The sequence below is a fragment of the Pararoseomonas sp. SCSIO 73927 genome (assembly GCF_037040815.1).
GTDB lineage: Bacteria > Pseudomonadota > Alphaproteobacteria > Acetobacterales > Acetobacteraceae > Roseomonas.
This window is the reverse complement of record NZ_CP146232.1, coordinates 4,758,945-4,774,222: the sequence shown is the minus strand read 5'-3', so window position 1 is coordinate 4,774,222 and position 15,278 is coordinate 4,758,945. Positions and strand designations below refer to the sequence as shown.

The 15,278-nt window shown below is 73.5% G+C and carries 14 protein-coding genes; 10 read left to right on the top strand and 4 right to left on the bottom strand.

Annotated elements, in window-relative coordinates:
• Positions 1 to 6: 6 nt before the first annotated feature.
• The 3 genes from VQH23_RS22530 to VQH23_RS22520 are packed head-to-tail and all read left to right on the top strand — an operon-like array spanning position 7 to position 3,214.
• Positions 7 to 987, top strand: coding sequence for a tripartite tricarboxylate transporter substrate binding protein (locus VQH23_RS22530; RefSeq protein ID WP_338662909.1), 981 nt, complete (start codon positions 7 to 9; stop codon positions 985 to 987).
• Between the two features lie 2 nt (positions 988 to 989).
• Positions 990 to 2,228 (top strand): CoA transferase, encoded by a 1,239-nt coding sequence (locus VQH23_RS22525; protein ID WP_338662908.1) that lies wholly within the window; start codon positions 990 to 992, stop codon positions 2,226 to 2,228.
• 17 nt (positions 2,229 to 2,245) lie between these two features.
• Positions 2,246 to 3,214, top strand: a complete 969-nt coding sequence (locus VQH23_RS22520) for a tripartite tricarboxylate transporter substrate binding protein (RefSeq protein ID WP_338662907.1) — start codon at positions 2,246 to 2,248, stop codon at positions 3,212 to 3,214.
• Positions 3,215 to 3,226: 12 nt separating this feature from the next.
• Here the strand turns inward: VQH23_RS22520 and VQH23_RS22515 are convergent, their stop codons facing one another.
• From VQH23_RS22515 to VQH23_RS22505, 3 genes are read right to left on the bottom strand one after another with little or no spacing between them, the layout of a single operon-like run.
• Positions 3,227 to 4,192, bottom strand: coding sequence for a tripartite tricarboxylate transporter substrate binding protein (locus VQH23_RS22515; protein ID WP_338662906.1), 966 nt, complete (start codon positions 4,190 to 4,192; stop codon positions 3,227 to 3,229).
• Positions 4,193 to 4,215: 23 nt separating this feature from the next.
• Positions 4,216 to 4,989, bottom strand: a complete 774-nt coding sequence (locus tag VQH23_RS22510; RefSeq protein WP_338662905.1) for an enoyl-CoA hydratase/isomerase family protein — start codon at positions 4,987 to 4,989, stop codon at positions 4,216 to 4,218.
• The gene (locus VQH23_RS22505; protein WP_338662904.1) at positions 4,986 to 5,750 is read right to left on the bottom strand and encodes a glutathione S-transferase family protein; all 765 of its coding nucleotides are present in this window, start codon (positions 5,748 to 5,750) and stop codon (positions 4,986 to 4,988) included. The genes VQH23_RS22510 and VQH23_RS22505 overlap by 4 nt, the downstream gene beginning before the upstream one ends.
• A gap of 148 nt (positions 5,751 to 5,898) precedes the next feature.
• On the opposite strand from VQH23_RS22505, the gene VQH23_RS22500 reads away from it, so the two are divergent.
• A complete protein-coding gene (locus VQH23_RS22500; protein WP_338662903.1) occupies positions 5,899 to 6,555 on the top strand; it encodes a GntR family transcriptional regulator in 657 nt (218 codons plus the stop codon).
• Between the two features lie 35 nt (positions 6,556 to 6,590).
• Here the strand turns inward: VQH23_RS22500 and VQH23_RS22495 are convergent, their stop codons facing one another.
• Positions 6,591 to 7,835: an FAD-dependent oxidoreductase gene (locus VQH23_RS22495; RefSeq protein ID WP_338662902.1), complete on the bottom strand. Its 1,245-nt coding sequence runs from the start codon at positions 7,833 to 7,835 to the stop codon at positions 6,591 to 6,593.
• A 322-nt stretch (positions 7,836 to 8,157) separates the two neighbouring features.
• Between VQH23_RS22495 and cysK the strand changes: the two genes are divergently transcribed.
• The 6 genes from cysK to VQH23_RS22465 all read left to right on the top strand — a co-directional run bounded on the left by cysK (position 8,158) and on the right by VQH23_RS22465 (position 15,275).
• The gene (gene cysK / locus VQH23_RS22490) at positions 8,158 to 9,072 is read left to right on the top strand and encodes a cysteine synthase A (RefSeq protein ID WP_338662901.1); all 915 of its coding nucleotides are present in this window, start codon (positions 8,158 to 8,160) and stop codon (positions 9,070 to 9,072) included.
• Positions 9,073 to 9,197: 125 nt separating this feature from the next.
• Entirely contained in the window at positions 9,198 to 10,433 is a 1,236-nt protein-coding gene (locus VQH23_RS22485; protein ID WP_338662900.1) for an MFS transporter, read from the top strand.
• Positions 10,434 to 10,464: 31 nt separating this feature from the next.
• Positions 10,465 to 11,673: a M20 aminoacylase family protein gene (locus VQH23_RS22480; protein ID WP_338662899.1), complete on the top strand. Its 1,209-nt coding sequence runs from the start codon at positions 10,465 to 10,467 to the stop codon at positions 11,671 to 11,673.
• A 2-nt stretch (positions 11,674 to 11,675) separates the two neighbouring features.
• Positions 11,676 to 12,641, top strand: coding sequence for a tripartite tricarboxylate transporter substrate-binding protein (locus VQH23_RS22475; RefSeq protein ID WP_338662898.1), 966 nt, complete (start codon positions 11,676 to 11,678; stop codon positions 12,639 to 12,641).
• A complete protein-coding gene (locus VQH23_RS22470; RefSeq protein ID WP_338662897.1) occupies positions 12,638 to 13,519 on the top strand; it encodes an alpha/beta hydrolase-fold protein in 882 nt (293 codons plus the stop codon). The genes VQH23_RS22475 and VQH23_RS22470 overlap by 4 nt, the downstream gene beginning before the upstream one ends.
• A gap of 127 nt (positions 13,520 to 13,646) precedes the next feature.
• Complete coding sequence (locus VQH23_RS22465; protein ID WP_338662896.1) at positions 13,647 to 15,275, top strand: AMP-binding protein; 1,629 nt, start codon at positions 13,647 to 13,649, stop codon at positions 15,273 to 15,275.
• Positions 15,276 to 15,278: the final 3 nt, after the last annotated feature.

The window sequence follows — 15,278 nt, the reverse complement described above, 5'->3', positions numbered from 1 at the left end:
ACGACGATGAGGTTCACGATCCGGCGCCGCGGCGTCCTCGCCGGCGCCCTGGCCGCCCCGCTGGTGCTGCCGCGCATCGGCCTCGCGCAGGGCGCCTGGCCCGCCCGCAGCGTGCGCGTGGTGGTGCCCTTCACCCCCGGCGGTTCCAACGATGCCGTGGCGCGCCCGCTGGCCGAGCACCTGCAGCGCCGCCTGGGCCAGCCCTTCGTGGTGGAGAACAAGCCCGGCGCCGGCAGCACCCTGGGCTCGGCCGAGGTCGCGCGCGCGCCGGCGGACGGCTACACCTTGCTCGTCACATCCTCCACCTTCTCCACGAGCGCGGCGACCCAGAACACGCCCTACGACGCCGTGAACGACATCGAGGGCGTCGCGCTGGCCGCCACCGCGCCGCTGCTGGTGCTCGCCACCAAGTCCTTTCCGGCGAACAACCTGAAGGAGCTGGCGGACTACGTCCGCGCCAACCCCGGCAAGGTGGATTACGGCTCGGCCGGACCCGGCAGCATCAACCAGCTCTCGGCGGAACTCTTCGCGCAGCGCGCGGGCGGGCTGAGGCTCGTCCACATCCCCTATCGTGGCATGGGCCCGGCCACGACGGACCTCGTCTCCGGCACCATCCAGCTGCTCTTCACCACTGTTCCCTCCGCCGCGGGCCTGGTGAAGGACGGCAGCGTGAAGGTCCTCGGCTGGACCTCCGAGGCGCGGCCAGCCAGCGGCCCGCAGGCGCCCACCCCGAAGGAGAGCGGCCTCGACTACAGCGCCGAGATCTGGTGGGGCCTGCTCGCCCGGCGCGGCACCCCGCGCGAGATCGTGGAGAGGCTGAACGCGGTCGCCAACGAGGCGCTCGGCGAGGGCCGCCTGGCCACCTACCTGCGCGGCGAGGGGGCCGAGCCGTCCCCGCGCCCGTCTGCCGAGTTTGACGCCTTCCTGAAGGCGGACATCGCCCGCTGGAAGCAGGTCGCCACCGCCGCCAACATCCGGATCGACTGACGATGGACGAGCACGCGCCCTCCCGCCTGCACCGCAAGGCCTTCGACCCCGCGGCGCGCGGCCCGCTGGACGGGGTGCGCGTGCTGGACCTCGCGCGGCTGGTGGCCGGCAACACGCTCAGCATGGTGCTGGCCGATCACGGCGCTGAGGTGGTGAAGGTGGAACCGCCGGAGGGCGACACGCTGCGCGCCTGGAAGGTGCAGGGCGTCGAGACCTCCTGGAAGAGCTGGAGCCGCAACAAGAAGAGCATCTGCCTGGACCTGCGCAGCCCGGAGGCCCAGGCCGTGGTGCGGGCGCTCGCGCGCGACGCCCACCTGCTGATGGAGAGCTTCCGCCCCGGCGTGCTGGAAGCGATGGGCCTCTCCCCGGAGACGCTGCTGGAGATCAACCCGGCCCTGGTGATCGTCCGGATCAGCGGCTGGGGCCAGGACGGGCCGTACCGCCACAAGCCAGGTTTCGGCACGCTGGTGGAGGGCTACTCCGGCTTCGCCGCCGTCAATGGCTTCGCCGACCGGGAACCCGTGCTGCCGCCGATGTTCATGGGCGACTGCTACGCCGGCATCTACGGCGCGGCCTCCGCGGCCATCGCGCTGCGCCATGCTGAACGGACAGGGCAGGGGCAGGTGATCGACCTCTCGCTCATCGACCCCATGCTGGCGGTGATGGACCCGCAGACCGCCAACTACCGCCTGAGCGGCCGCACGAAGCAGCGCACGGGCAGCCGCAGCACCAACACCGCCCCGCGCAACGCCTATCGCACGCGGGATGGCGGCTGGGTCTGCCTCTCCTCCTCCACCCAGGGGATGACGGAGAAGCTGCTGCGCTCCATCGGCCGCGCGGAGCTGATCGAGGACCCGCGCTTCCGCACCAACCCGGACCGGCTGCGGAACTGGCAGGAGCTGGACGGCATTATCGGTTCCTTCATCGGGGCGCGCGACAAGGCCGAGGTGCTCGACCACTTCGACCGGGCCGGCGTCACCATCGGCCCGATCATGGACGCCGCCGATCTGCTGGAGGATCCCTTCGTGGCGGAGCGCGAGGCGCTGATCGAGGTGCCGGACGAGGACATGCCCGGCGGCTTCGTGCCGATGCACGGCATGGTGCCGCGCCTCTCCGCCACACCCGGCATCCTCGCCCGCCCCGCGCCGAAGCTGGGCGAGCACAACGACGAGATCCTGCGCCCCGCCCTCGGCGAGGACGAACTGGCGCGGCTTCGCGCAGCCGGCGTCGTGCGCGGCTGAGACGGGAGAGACTGGTCATGACGATCTCGCGCAGAAACGCGCTCGCCGCGCTGGCCGTCGGATTGCTTCCGCTGCCCGTGCGGGCGCAGGAGGCCTACCCGGCGCGGCCGGTGCGGCTCGTCGTCTCCTACGGCGCCGGCGGCGCGGTGGACACCGTGGCGCGGCTGGTTTTCCCGCGCGTGGCGGAGGCACTGGGCCAGCCCGTCGTGATCGAGAACCGCGCCGGCGCCGGCGGCACCATCGCGGCCAACGCCGTGGCGCAGTCTAGGCCCGATGGCTACACCCTGCTGGACGACGCCAGCGGCTTCTCCATCAATCCCGCGCTGATGCCGCGCCTGCCCTACGACGCGAGGCGGGACTTCCTGCCCGTGGCGCGCATGGTCACCGTGCCCAACGTGCTGCTGCTCGGCCCCGGCCTCGCGGCGCGGACGGTGCCGGAGCTGATCGCGGCGGCAAAGGCGAAGCCCGGCGAGATCACCTGCGCGAGCACCGGCACCGGCTCCTCGCAGCACCTGGCGTTGGAGCTGTTCAACCGCACCGCCGGCACCGAGATGGTGCATGTTCCCTACCGCGACACCCCGGCCGCGCAGAACGACCTGCGCGCCGGGCGGATCGGCATGATCGTCTCCACCGCCACCTCCGCCATCCCGCTGCACGGGCAGGAGTCGCTCCGCGTCATCGCCCATACCGGGCGGGAGCCGGTGGCGCGGCTGCCCGGCGTGCCCGCCGTGGCCGAGACGCTGCCGGGATACGAGAGCCTGGAGTGGCACGGCCTTTTTGCCCCAACCGGCACGCCACCCGAGGTGGCCGCGCGGGTGGCGGCGGCGATGGAGGGCGCGCTCAAGGACCCGGCCCTGGGCGAGAGGCTGGCGACACTCGGTGCCAGCCCCGGCCTGCTCCGTTCCCAGGAGTTCCGCGCCTTCCTGGACGGGGAGATCGACAAGTGGGGCCACCTCATCCGTGAGGCGGGCATCCAGGCCGGCTGAAAAGGCCCGCGCCTATTCCGGCTGCAGCCCGCTGGCCGCGACGACCGGCCGCCAGCGGGTCACCTCGGCGCGCAGGTAGCGCGACACCTCCTCCGGCGTGCTGGCCTGTCCCTCAAGCCCCTGCCGCCGCAGCCCGGCCGCGACCTCCGGGTCGGCCAGTGCTTTCCGGACCGCGGCGTTGCAGGCGTTGACGGCTTCGGCCGGGGTGCCGCGCGGCGCCAGCAGCATGAAGAAATTCTCGGCGTTGAAATCCGCGACACCGCTCTCCGCGATGGTCGGCACCTCCGGCAGGCCCGGGGATCGCCGCAGCGTCGGCACCGCCAGGGCGCGGATCCGGCCCGCCTCCACCTGCGGCAGCGCGGGCGGCGTGGTGGAGAAGGTGAAGTCCAGCCGCCCGGAGATCAGGTCCGTCATCAGCGGCGCGCCGCCACGATAGGGCACGCCCACCGTCTCGATCCCGGCGAGCTGGTTCAGCAGCGTCGCCGCCAGCTGCCCCGTCGTGCCGACGCCGCTGTAGCCCCAGTTCAGCTTCCCCGGCGCGGCCTTCGCCGCCGCGATCAGGTCCGCCACGCTCCGCCACGGGCGAGATGCCGGCACGACGAGGATCGTGGAGGACTGCACGAGGGTGGTGACGGGCGCGAGGTCCGTCATCGGATCGAAGGGCAGGCTCGGGTAGATCACGGGGTTGATGATCATCGGCCCGATGGTGCCCAGCAGCAGCGTGTAGCCATCCGGCGGGGACCGCACCACGATCTCCGTCGCGATGTTGCCGCCCGCGCCGGGCCGGTTGTCCACCACCACCGGCTGGCCGAGCGCGTCCGACATGCGGGGCGCCACAGTCCGCACGGCAAGGTCCGTCGCCCCGCCGGCGGTGAAGCCGACGACGACCCGCAGCGGCCGGTTCGGGAAGCCCTGCCCGCGGGCGGCGCGCGCCGCCAGCAGGGCGGGGGCGACGAGAGCGATGCGGCGCGTGATCATCGTGTCCTGCCCCTTCTACCGTCTCAGCTGCCGGTGAAGACCGGCGCGCGCTTCTCCGCCCAGGCGGCCTTGCCCTCCCGCAGGTCGTCGGAAGCGCGGACCTGCCTGATCGCCGCCGCCACCGCCTCGTCGTCGGTCTCTCCGCGGGCGATGCCGTTCAGCGCGGCCTTCATGCCCTGCACGGCCAGCGGCGCGTTGGCGGCGAGGGTTGCGGCCAGCGCCGCGACGCGCCCTTCCAGCGCCTCGGGCGGAACCAGCTCCGTGAGGAACCCGATGCGCAGCAGCTCCTCCGCCTCTAGCTTCTCGGCCGTGAGGAAGAGCCGCTTGGCCGCGTTCAGGCCGAGGCGGCTGACGTATCGCCCCATGCCGCTCGGGTAGTAGTGCAGGCCGAGCCGCGCGGCGGGCATGAACATCGCCATGCCCGTCACCCCGATCCGGAAGTCGCAGGCCAGGGCGAGGTCGGTCGAGCCGCCGTAGACCCCGCCGTTCATCGCGCAGATCGTGGGCTGGCGCAGCGCCTCCAGCCGGTCCGCCACGCGCCCGAAGGCGGATTCGTCGGTGCCCTCGCCGGGCCGGAGCTCCCCGATATGGAAGCCGGAGCTGAAGGAGCGGCCGCCGGCGGTGAGGATCACCGCGCGCACGGCGCCGTCCGCGCCGATCCTGTCGATGATCTCACCCAGCGCCACCAGGTCCGCCGGCTCGATGCGGTTGTGCACCGCCGGCCGGTTCAGGCGGATGGTCGCGACCGCGCCCTCGATGCTCAGGCTCGGCGCCCGGGCGTCCTGTCCGTCACTCAATGCAGCGTCTCCATCTCGGCCACGTCGCCACCCGCGGGCCTGTCCTCGAACGGTCCGATCCCCGCGCGCGCGAAAGCCGGGCGCGCCTGGATCCGCGCCCACCACGCGGCCACCCCCGGATGCGCCGCCCGCGTCACCTGGTCCGGCGCGATCTCTTCCTCGATCCGCTTCACGAAAGGCACGGCCGCGATGTCCGCGATGGAGAGCCGGTCCCCGACCAGCCAGCCGGAAGGCCCCAGCGCCTCCTCCATCCGGCCCAGCAGCGCGATCAGCTTCGCCCGGGCCTCCGCCCGTTCCTCCTCCGTGAAGGGGCGGCGGGCGACGCGGCGCCAGGCCTCCTGCCGCTCGGCGCTCGGGATGCGCGAGACCTTCTCCGCCAGCTCGGCATCGGACCAGGCGGCAGCCGCGGCCTGCAGGCGGTGGCGCCAGTTGAACACGATGAGGTGGCCGATCCGCTCGTCGATGTGCCGGATCCAGTTGCGCATCAGCGCGCGCCTGTAGGCATCCCCCGGCCGCAGCGGCGGGTCCGGGAAAGTCTCGTCCAGGTACTCGCAGATCGTCCCGCTCTCGTGCAGCGGCCGGCCGTCATGCAGCAGGGTCGGAACCACGCCGTTGGGGTTGATGCGGAGATACCCGGGGGCGTGGTGCTCCATCGCCGCCATGTCCACGACCCGCCCCTCGTAGGGGAGCCCTTTCTCCTCCAGCATGAGCCGGACCCGGCGGGAGGCGCTGGAGCGCCAGGCATGGTGCAGGACGATCATCGTGCCGTGCCGCGGGGCCGCGGCCGGGGCTCGTGCAGCATCGGCGTTCCCTTCCGTCTTTCGGCGCTCTGCGGCCCGGTGTGGACGGGACTACAGCATCCCCGTTATGTATACGCAAGCGGGCCTTACGGATGCGAACGGCGGGGCGATGACAGGTCGGACGAGCAGCGCGCTCCTCCAGGCGATCGAGGAGGATCTCGACGCCGGCCGGCTGCTGCCCGGCGACACGCTGGACGAGAGGGGCCTCGCCATCCGCTTCGACGTGTCGCGCACCCCGGCGAGGGAGGCGCTCCTGCACCTCGCGGCCATGGGGCTGGTCCGGATGGTGCCCCGGCGCGGCGCGGTGGTGCAGGGCCTGCCGCCCGGCATCGCCCTCGGGATGGTGGAGCTGCTGACGGCGCTGGAGGCCGAGGCGGCGGGGCTGGCGGCCCGGCGCATGTCCGGGGAAGAGCGGCAAGGGCTCCGCGCGCTGCACGCGGCGGCCCAACCGGCGATGCTGCGGCTGGACAGCGCGGCCTACATGGCCGCCAACGCCGCCTTCCACGGCGCCGTCTATGCGGGGGCGCGGAACGCGGTGCTGTCGGAGCAGCTTCGGCTCACGCGGAGGCGGATGCTCTCCTATCACCGCGGCAGCCTCAGCCAGCCCGCGCGGGTGAAGGCGTCCTGGCAGGAGCACGGGGCGCTGCTCGAGGCCATCCTGTCCGGGGACGAGGCGGGGGCGCGGGACGCGATGCGGGACCACATCGGGTCGGGCGGGCGCGTCTTCGCCGATCTTGTCGCGGAGCAGGAGCGGGAGAGGTCCTGACCGCAGCGGCGGTCACCGCCGCGGCCGGCCGGGCGTCAGCCGAAGCGCTCCGCCCGGTACGGCGCCGGGTCGATGAAGGGGGTCTCGCCCCCCATCATCTCCGCCAGCATCCGCCCCGTCGTCGGGCCGAGCGTCAGCCCCTGATGCGCGTGGCCGAAGGCGCCCCACAGCCCGTCCTGCCCGGGAATGCGGCCGATCACCGGCAGCATGTCCGGCGTGCAGGGGCGCGTGCCCATCCAGGGCTTGTCCTCCACCCGCTCCTCCAGCGGCAGCAGGGTGCGGGCGATGGGCTCGGCGCGCTCGATCTGGATCGGCGTCTCCGGCGCGTCGGGGCGCGCGAACTCCGCGCCCGTGGTCAGGCGGATGCCGGCGCGCATGGGAACGAGGCAGAAGCCGCTGGCCTCGTCGATGAAGGGGTGGTTCAGCACCGCATTGCCCTTCATCCCGTAATGGTAGTGGTAGCCGCGCTTCCCGAAGAGGGGAGGAGCGTAGCCGAAGCGGCGGGTCACCTCCCCGGCCGTGGCGCCGAGGGCGACCACGGCCTGCGCGGCCTCCACCGGCCCCTCCGCCGTCGTCACGCGCCAGCCGGCGCCCGCGCGGGCGAGCGTCGTCGCCTCGCCCGTGGCCAGCCGGCCGCCAAGCGCCTCGAACAGCCGGGCGTAGGAGGTGGTCAGCGCGTTCGGGTCGCTGACGGAGTAGGGGTCGGTCCAGTGGATCGCGCCGGCGCGGCGGACGAGAAGGTGCGGCTCCGCCTCGGCAAGCGCCGCGCCGTCCAGCATGCGGTATCCCACGCCGTGGTCGCGATGCGCCGCCTCCGCCTCGCGCCGCACGGCGTCCAGCCCCGCCTCCGTGCTGAACAGGCGCATCCACCCGATGGGCCGCAGCAGATCCGTCGATCCGGCCTCCCGCGCCACGGCCATGTGCTCGTCCAGGCAGGTGACGATGAGCTTGGCGTAGGCGCGCGCCATCGCCTCGTAGCGCTCCGGCGCGGAGTTCCACCAGTAGCGCAGCAGCGGATAGGCAAGGCCCGGCAGGGCGTTCGCGTGGTACACCGCGTCCACGGAGCGGTTGCGGGCGATCCGCGCGATCTCCGACACGCCCCGCGGGAAGGGGTGGGGGAAGACCGCCTCGCGCTGGATCAGCCCGGCATTCCCGAAGGAGGCGCCCTCGCCCGGGGCGCGGCGGTCCACCAGCACCACCTCCCAGCCGCGCTGCCGCAGGTGGAGCGCGACGGAGACGCCCACCATTCCCGCGCCCAGCACGATCGCCGACTGCCCCATGCCCAATCCCCCAGCCGCATCCCCTCGCCGCCCTGGCGCGGGGCCGTTCTCGCGTCATGCCGGTGTGCCGCGCCATCGGCGGCCCGCCGCGCCCGGTCCCGGGCTCGCGGCGTGCGTTCCTCTTGCGCCCGGGATTAAGGCCGCGCCGTGTGGCTGTCGAGGCCACGGCCGGACGATGCGGCGCGGCTCTCAGCCCGGGGCGGCGGGATGCCACGGTCCGTCCAGCCAGGCCGAGGGGCGGGGAGGGGGGAACGCCCGTGCTCGTTGCGCCCGCCCCGCGCCCGTGCTGCAAACGCGCAGGCGGAACCGGCCGGAGGGTGTCATGCGCGCGGACAGCGTTCTCGAGACGATCGGCGGCACGCCGCACATCCGGCTGCGCCGGCTCTTCCCCGATGCCGAGGTCTGGGTGAAGTCGGAGCGCGCCAATCCCGGCGGCTCCATCAAGGACCGCATCGGCCTCGCCATGATCGAGGCGGCGGAGCGCGACGGCCTGCTGAAGCCCGGCGGCACGATCATCGAGCCGACCTCCGGCAACACCGGCATCGGCCTCGCCATGGCCGCGGCGGTGAAGGGCTACAGGCTCGTCCTCGTCATGCCGGAGAGCATGTCGGTGGAGCGCCGTCGCCTCATGCTCGCCTACGGCGCCACCTTCGACCTGACCCCGCGCGAGAAGGGCATGAAGGGCGCCATCGCCCGCGCCCTGGAACTGAGGGAGGCCACCCCCGGCGCCTGGATCCCCGGCCAGTTCGATAACCCCGCCAACATCGAGGTGCATGTCCGCACCACCGCGCAGGAGATCCTCGCGGACTTCCCGGAAGGGGTCGACGCGCTGATCACCGGCGTGGGCACGGGCGGCCACATCACCGGCTGCGCGCGGGTTCTGAAGAAGGCGTGGCCGGGCCTGAAGGTCTTCGCCGTGGAGCCCTCCGCCTCGCCCGTGATCTCCGGCGGCCAGCCCTCTCCCCACCCCATCCAGGGCATCGGCGCCGGCTTCGTGCCGGACAATCTGGACACGTCGGTGCTGGACGGCGTGGTCCAGGTCTCCGCGGACGACGCCAAGGCCTATGCCCGCCGCTCCGCGACGGAGGAAGGTCTGCTCGTCGGCATCTCCTCCGGCGCAACGCTGGCCGCGATCGCGGCGAAGCTGAAGGAACTGCCCGCCGGCGCCCGCGTGCTCGGCTTCAACTACGACACGGGCGAGCGCTACCTCTCCGTACCCGACTTCCTGCCAGAGTGACCGGTGGCCGGCGGCGCTTCAGGGTGCGCCGCCGCCCAACCCGGCTTATTGCGATTTAAACGCATCCGCGCCAATACGGCGCGGGGCGACCCAGGGCTGACGACCGGGGCTGAAGGGGTGTGCGGATGGCGCGCGGCAATGAAGAGACGGGCAGCGCGCCCCTGCTGAGGACCGAGAAGGTCCTCCTCCCCCTCATGGTCACCACCTTCTCCGGCAGCCTCGCCATGATGGCCTTCGTCGCCCTCATCGGTCCCATCGCCCGCGTCGCCGGGCTGCAGCCCTGGCAGGCCGGGCTGGCCGTCACCGCCTCCGGCATCATGTGGATGCTGGGCGCGCGGCCCTGGGGCCTCGCCAGCGACAGGCACGGGCGCCGCGCCGTCCTCCTCACCGGGGCGATCGGCTTTGCCGTAACCTACGCCGCGCTCTGCCTCTTCATCCACGCCGTCCTCCAGGGCGCAGTGCCGCCTCTCGCCGCCTTCCTCGGGCTGGTGGTCGGGCGCGCGCTGGTCGGGGGCGCCTATGCCGCCATTCCCGCCGCTGGTGGCGCCCTGGTCGCCGACCGGGTGCCGCCGGAGCGCCGCGCGAGCGCCATGGCCCTGCTGGGCACGGGCAGCGGGGCAGGGCTGGTGCTCGGCCCGGCCATCGCCGCGCTGCTGGTGCCCTTCGGGCTGAGCGCGCCGCTGATCGCCACCGCCCTTCTCCCGATCCTCGCCCTCCTCTTTCTCTGGTGGCGCCTGCCCGCCGAGCCGCCGCAGATCCGGCCCGCGCGCAAGGCCATCTCCCTGCTGGATCCCCGGCTGCGGCACGCGCTGGCGGTGGGCTTCACGGCCATGTTCAGCGTGGCCATCGCCCAGGTCAGCATTGGCTTCTACGCGCTGGACCGCCTGGCCCTGCCGCCGGAGGAGGCCGCCCGCGCCGCGAGCGCCGCGCTGATGCTGGTCGGCGTCGCACTCGTCATCTCCCAGTCCATCGCCTCCCGCCTTCGGATTGCGCCTGAGCGGATGATCGGCGTCGGCACGCTCGTCGCCGCGATCGGCTTCGGCGCCGTGGCCCTGGCCGACCAGGCCTGGATGCTGGGCGCCTGCTACTTCGTCGCCGCGGCCGGGATGGGCTGGGTCTTCCCCGGCTTCACCGCCATGGCCGCCAACGCCGTCGGGCCCGCCGAGCAGGGCGGGGCTGCCGGCGCGGCCGGCGCGGCGCAGGGGCTCGGCATGGTCGTCGGGCCGGTGGCGGGCAGCCTTCTTTACATGCTCGGCCCGGCGCTGCCCTACGTGCTGGTCGGCCTCATGCTGCTGGGCATCTCGCTCTCCGTCTGGATGCGGGCACCCCGCGCCGAGGTGGCGCCCGGCCTGCCGGAATGAAATCCGATCCCCGCCGGAAGGAGGCCTCCTCTTGCAGGACCTGATCCAACGCCTCGCGGAGTGGCAGGAGGAACTGGCGGCCATCCGTCACGACCTGCACCGGCACCCGGAGATGGGGTTCGAGGAAAGGCGCACCGCCGCCCTCGTCGCGGGCAAGCTGCGGGAATGGGGCATCGAGGTCGCCGAGGGCCTCGCCGGGACCGGCGTGGTCGGCACGCTGAAGGGCCGCCGCCCCGGCCAGCGCGCCATCGCCCTGCGCGCCGACATGGACGCCCTGCCGATCCAGGAGGAGACGGGCCTCCCCTACGCCTCTGCCAGCCCCGGCGTGATGCACGCCTGCGGGCATGACGGCCACACCACCATGCTGCTCGGCGCCGCCCGCCACCTGGCGGAGAACCCGGACTTCGCGGGCACCGTCCACTTCATCTTCCAGCCCGCCGAGGAAGGGCTGGGCGGCGGCCGGCGCATGGTGGAGGAGGGCCTGTTCCGGCGCTTCCCCGTAGAGGCGGTGTTCGGCCTTCACAACGAGCCCGGCCTCGCCCTCGGCCGCTTCGGGATCCGCCCCGGCCCGATGCTGGCGAACGTGGACACCTGGTCCGTGACCTTCCGCGGCACGGGCGGCCACGGCGCGGTGCCGCACCGCGCGACGGACCCCACCCAGCCCATGGCCTCCTTCATCACCGCGCTGCAGGGCGTGATCGGCCGGAACATCCCCGCGCGGGAGACCGCCGTGCTCAGCGTCGGCCACGTCGCGGCCGGCGATGCCCGCGCGCCGAACGTCATCCCGTCCGAAGTCCGCGTCTCCGGCACCGGCCGTTCCTTCAGCCCAGGGGTGCGGGAGATCATGGGCCGCCGCCTGCGCGAGCTGGCGGAGCTCCTCGCCGCCGCCCATGGCTGCACGGCCGAGGTGGCGTATCGCCACGACTACCCCGCCCTTGTGAACACGGCGGAGGGGGTGGCCCTTGCGGCGGCGGCCGCTGGCGCGCTGGCCAGCGCCGATGCGGTGGACACGGACTTCCCGCCGATCACCGCCGGCGAGGACTTCGCCTACATGCTGCAGGAACGCCCGGGCGCCTTCATGCTTGTGGGCAACGGGGTGGCGGAGGACGGCACCTTTCACCACGTCCACACGCCGAGATATGACTTCAACGACGCACTGATCCCGATCGGCGCCGCCTACTGGGTGAGCCTCGTGCAGCACGCGCTGGGCACCGCGGAGACAGCGGGGCAGGGGGCATGATGGTGCGGCGCAGGACCCTCCTCGGCGCGGCCGGCACGCTGGCCCTGCCGGCCGCCGCGAGGGCACAGGGCGCCTTCCCGAACCGCCCCATCCGCCTGCTGGTCGGCTTCGCGCCCGGCGGCGCGGTGGACATTGTCGCGCGTCTGATCGCGCCCGCTCTCTCCGCCCGCCTCGGCGGGCCCGTGATCGTGGAGAACCGGGCCGGGGCCGGCGCCAACATCGCCGCCGAGGCCGTGGCGAACGCCGCGCCGGACGGGCACACCCTGTTGCTCGCCACCCCCGGCCCGCTGACGGTGAACCCCGCCATCTACGAGAGGCTGCCCTTCGACCCGGAGAAGGGCTTCGCCCCCGTGGCGCGGCTGGGCAGCATCCTCGACATCCTCGCCGTGCCCGGGGACCGCCCCTGGCGGGGCTTGGCTGACCTGCTGGCCGCGGCGCGCGCGAGGCCGGGCGAGGTGGTCTTCTCCTCCTCCGGCATCGGCTCCGGCAGCCATCTCGGGATCATCCTGCTGGAGCACCTGGCGAAGGTGCAGGTGCTGCATGTGCCCTATCGCGGCGGCGGGCCGATGATGGGGGATTTTCTCTCGGGCAAGCTGGACGCCTCCATCGGCACGGGGCCGGTCTTCATGCCGCTCGGCCGCGCCGGGCGCATCCAGCTTCTGGGGGTTGCCACGAAGGAGCGCTCCCGCCTCCTGCCGGAGCTGCCGGCGATCGCGGAAACGGTGCCGGGCTACGGGATGGACAGCTGGTTCGGCCTCGCCGCCCCCGCCGGCACGCCGCCGGAGACCGTCGCCCGCCTCCACGCCGCCGCGGCCGAGGCCATGGCCGACCCCGCCCTGGCCGCCCGCTTCACCGAGCAGGCCGCGGAACCCGCGCCTCTCGGCCCCGCGGAGTTCGCGGCCTTCCTGGCGGAGGAACGCGTGCGCTGGGCGCCCCTGCTCAAGGCGGCCGGAGTGCGGGTCGATTGAGCCCGCGCCTGACTCGCCGGGCGCTCCTGGCCGCGCCGCCCGCCCTGTTCATCCCGGGCCGGGCTTCGGCGGCGTCCGGCGTTGAGACGTTCGACATCGGGAACGGTCGCGGAGCGGAGTGGCGCATCAGCCTGGCGCGGCCGGAGGGGCTGGCACCGCCCGGCGGCCATCCCTGCCTCTGGCTGCTGGACGGGAACGCCATGTTCCCCGTCGCCCTGCGCGCCCGGCAGGCGGCCGGAGCGGAAGGCGTGGCGCTCATCGGAATCGGCCATCCCGGAGAGGACCGCCCGGACCTCGCCCGCCGCTTCCTGGAACTGACCCCGCCGACCTTGCCCGAGAGCTTTGGCGGCCGGCGCGGGGAGAGCCCGCCGGAGACGGGCGGCCGCGCCGACTTCCTCGCCTTCCTGGATACTGTCCTGCGGCCGGAGCTGGACCGCCGCCTGCCCCTGGACCCCGGCCGGAGGACGCTGTTCGGCCACTCCCTCGGCGCACTCCTCGGCCTGCACGTCCTCTTCTCCCGGCCGGAGATGTTCGAGGCCTATGCCCTGGCCGATCCCTCGATCTGGTGGAACCGGCGCTCCATCCTGGACGAGCAGGCGGCGTTCCTGGCGGGGATGCGCCTCGCGGGCGGGCGGGCCGCCCGGCCCCTTCGCATCCTCATCTCGATCTCCGGCAGGGCCGGGCAGGCCGCGGCCGTGGCGCGGATGGGCCCGCCGAACGGGCGGGAGACGGCGGCAGCCCTGGCTGCCGTGCCGGGGATGAGGGTCGGATTCCGCGACATGGTGGAGGAAACCCACGGCACCATGATTCCCCCCGTCGTGGCGGATGCGCTGCGGCTGGCCGCCGGCCGGTCGCCCGAGGAGATCGCGGCGGGGTGAAGGGGTGCGAACCGGCCTTGCCCCGGGACCGCACCCCCCTTATTGAGAATGCTTATCAAGAAGTGCTGGGCATCGCGGCCCCCATGCCCGGGGCCGCCCGGCCCAGAGATGCCAGGACCTCGACGACGTGATCCCCCTGCGACAGGATTGGCCCCCCGAATTCGCGGCGCGCTATCGCGCGGCCGGCTACTGGCGCGGTGAGACCTTCCCGGCGTTCCTGCGCGCGCGCGCGGCGGAGCGGCCGGACGCCGTTGCCATCGTCGGCGGCGACCGCCGCTGGACCTATGCGGAGCTGCACGCGCGCGCCGAGCGGGCCGCGGCAGGCTTCCTCGCCCTCGGGCTGCGCCCCGGTGAGCGGGTGGTGGTGCAGCTCGGGAACGTCCCGGAGTTCTTCGCCGCCGTCTTCGGCCTGTTCCGCGCGGGGCTGGTGCCGGTCTACGCCCTTCCGGCGCATCGCCTGACCGAGATCGCCCACTTCGTCGCGAAGTCCGAGGCGGCGGCCTACATCGCCGCCGAGCGGGGCACGGACGGCTACGACTACCGCAGCCTGGCGCGCGACCTGCGCGCGGCCCTGCCGGGGCTGCGCCACGTGGTCATCGTCGGCGACGCCGCCGAGTTCACCGCCTTCGACGCGCTGGACGGCGACCGTGCCGCGCTGCCGGGCGACCCCGATCCGGCGAGCGTCGCCTTCCTGCAGATCTCCGGCGGCACGACCGGGCTCTCGAAGCTCATCCCCCGCACGCATGACGACTACATCTACAGCTTCCGCGCTAGCAATGAGATCTGCGGAGTCACGGCCGACAGCGTCTTCCTCTGCGCGCTGCCGGCCGCGCACAACTTCCCGATGAGCTCGCCCGGCCACATGGGCGCGCTCTACGCCGGCGCGCGCGTCGTCCTCAGCCCCGTGCCGAGCCCCGACACGGCCTTCCCGCTGATCGAGCGCGAGCGCGTGACGATCAGCGGCCTCGTGCCGCCACTCGCCCTTCTCTGGGCGCAGGCCGCCGCCACGACGAAGCACGACCTCTCGAGCCTGGAAGTCCTGTTGGTCGGCGGCGCGAAGCTGACGCCGGAGGCCGCGCGCCGCGTCTCCGCCGCGCTGCCCTGCACGCTGCAGCAGGTCTTCGGCATGGCGGAGGGCCTGGTGAACTACACGCGCCTGGACGACGGGGAAGACGTCATCCTCGAGACCCAGGGCCGCCCCATCAGCCCGCACGACGAGGTGCTGATCGTGGACGACATGGGCGAGCCCGTGCCGGAGGGCGAGCCGGGCTACCTGCTCGCGCGCGGCCCCTACACCATCCGCGGCTACCACAACGACGAGGCGGCGAACGCGCGCTCCTTCACGGCGGACGGGTACTACCGCACCGGCGACATCGTGCGCCGCACGCGGGAGGGCAACCTCGTCGTGCAGGGCCGCGCCGGCGACCACATCAACCGCGCGGGCGAGAAGATCTCGGCGGAGGAGGTGGAGGACCACCTCCTCGCGCACCCCAGCGTCTTCGACGCGGCGGTGGTCTCGATCCCCGACGAGTTCCTGGGCGAGCGCATCTGCGCCTTCGTCATCCCGCATGGCGACCGCCCGCGCGCGGCGGCGCTGAAGGCCTGGATGCGCACGCGCGGCATCGCGGACTTCAAGGTGCCGGACCAGGTGGTGCTGGTGGAGGCCTTCGAGACGACGGCGGCCGGCAAGATCAGCCGCAAGGAGCTGCGCGCCCGCCTGCGCGCGCGCCTCCTGGCCGAGGAAGCCGCGGGCTAGAGG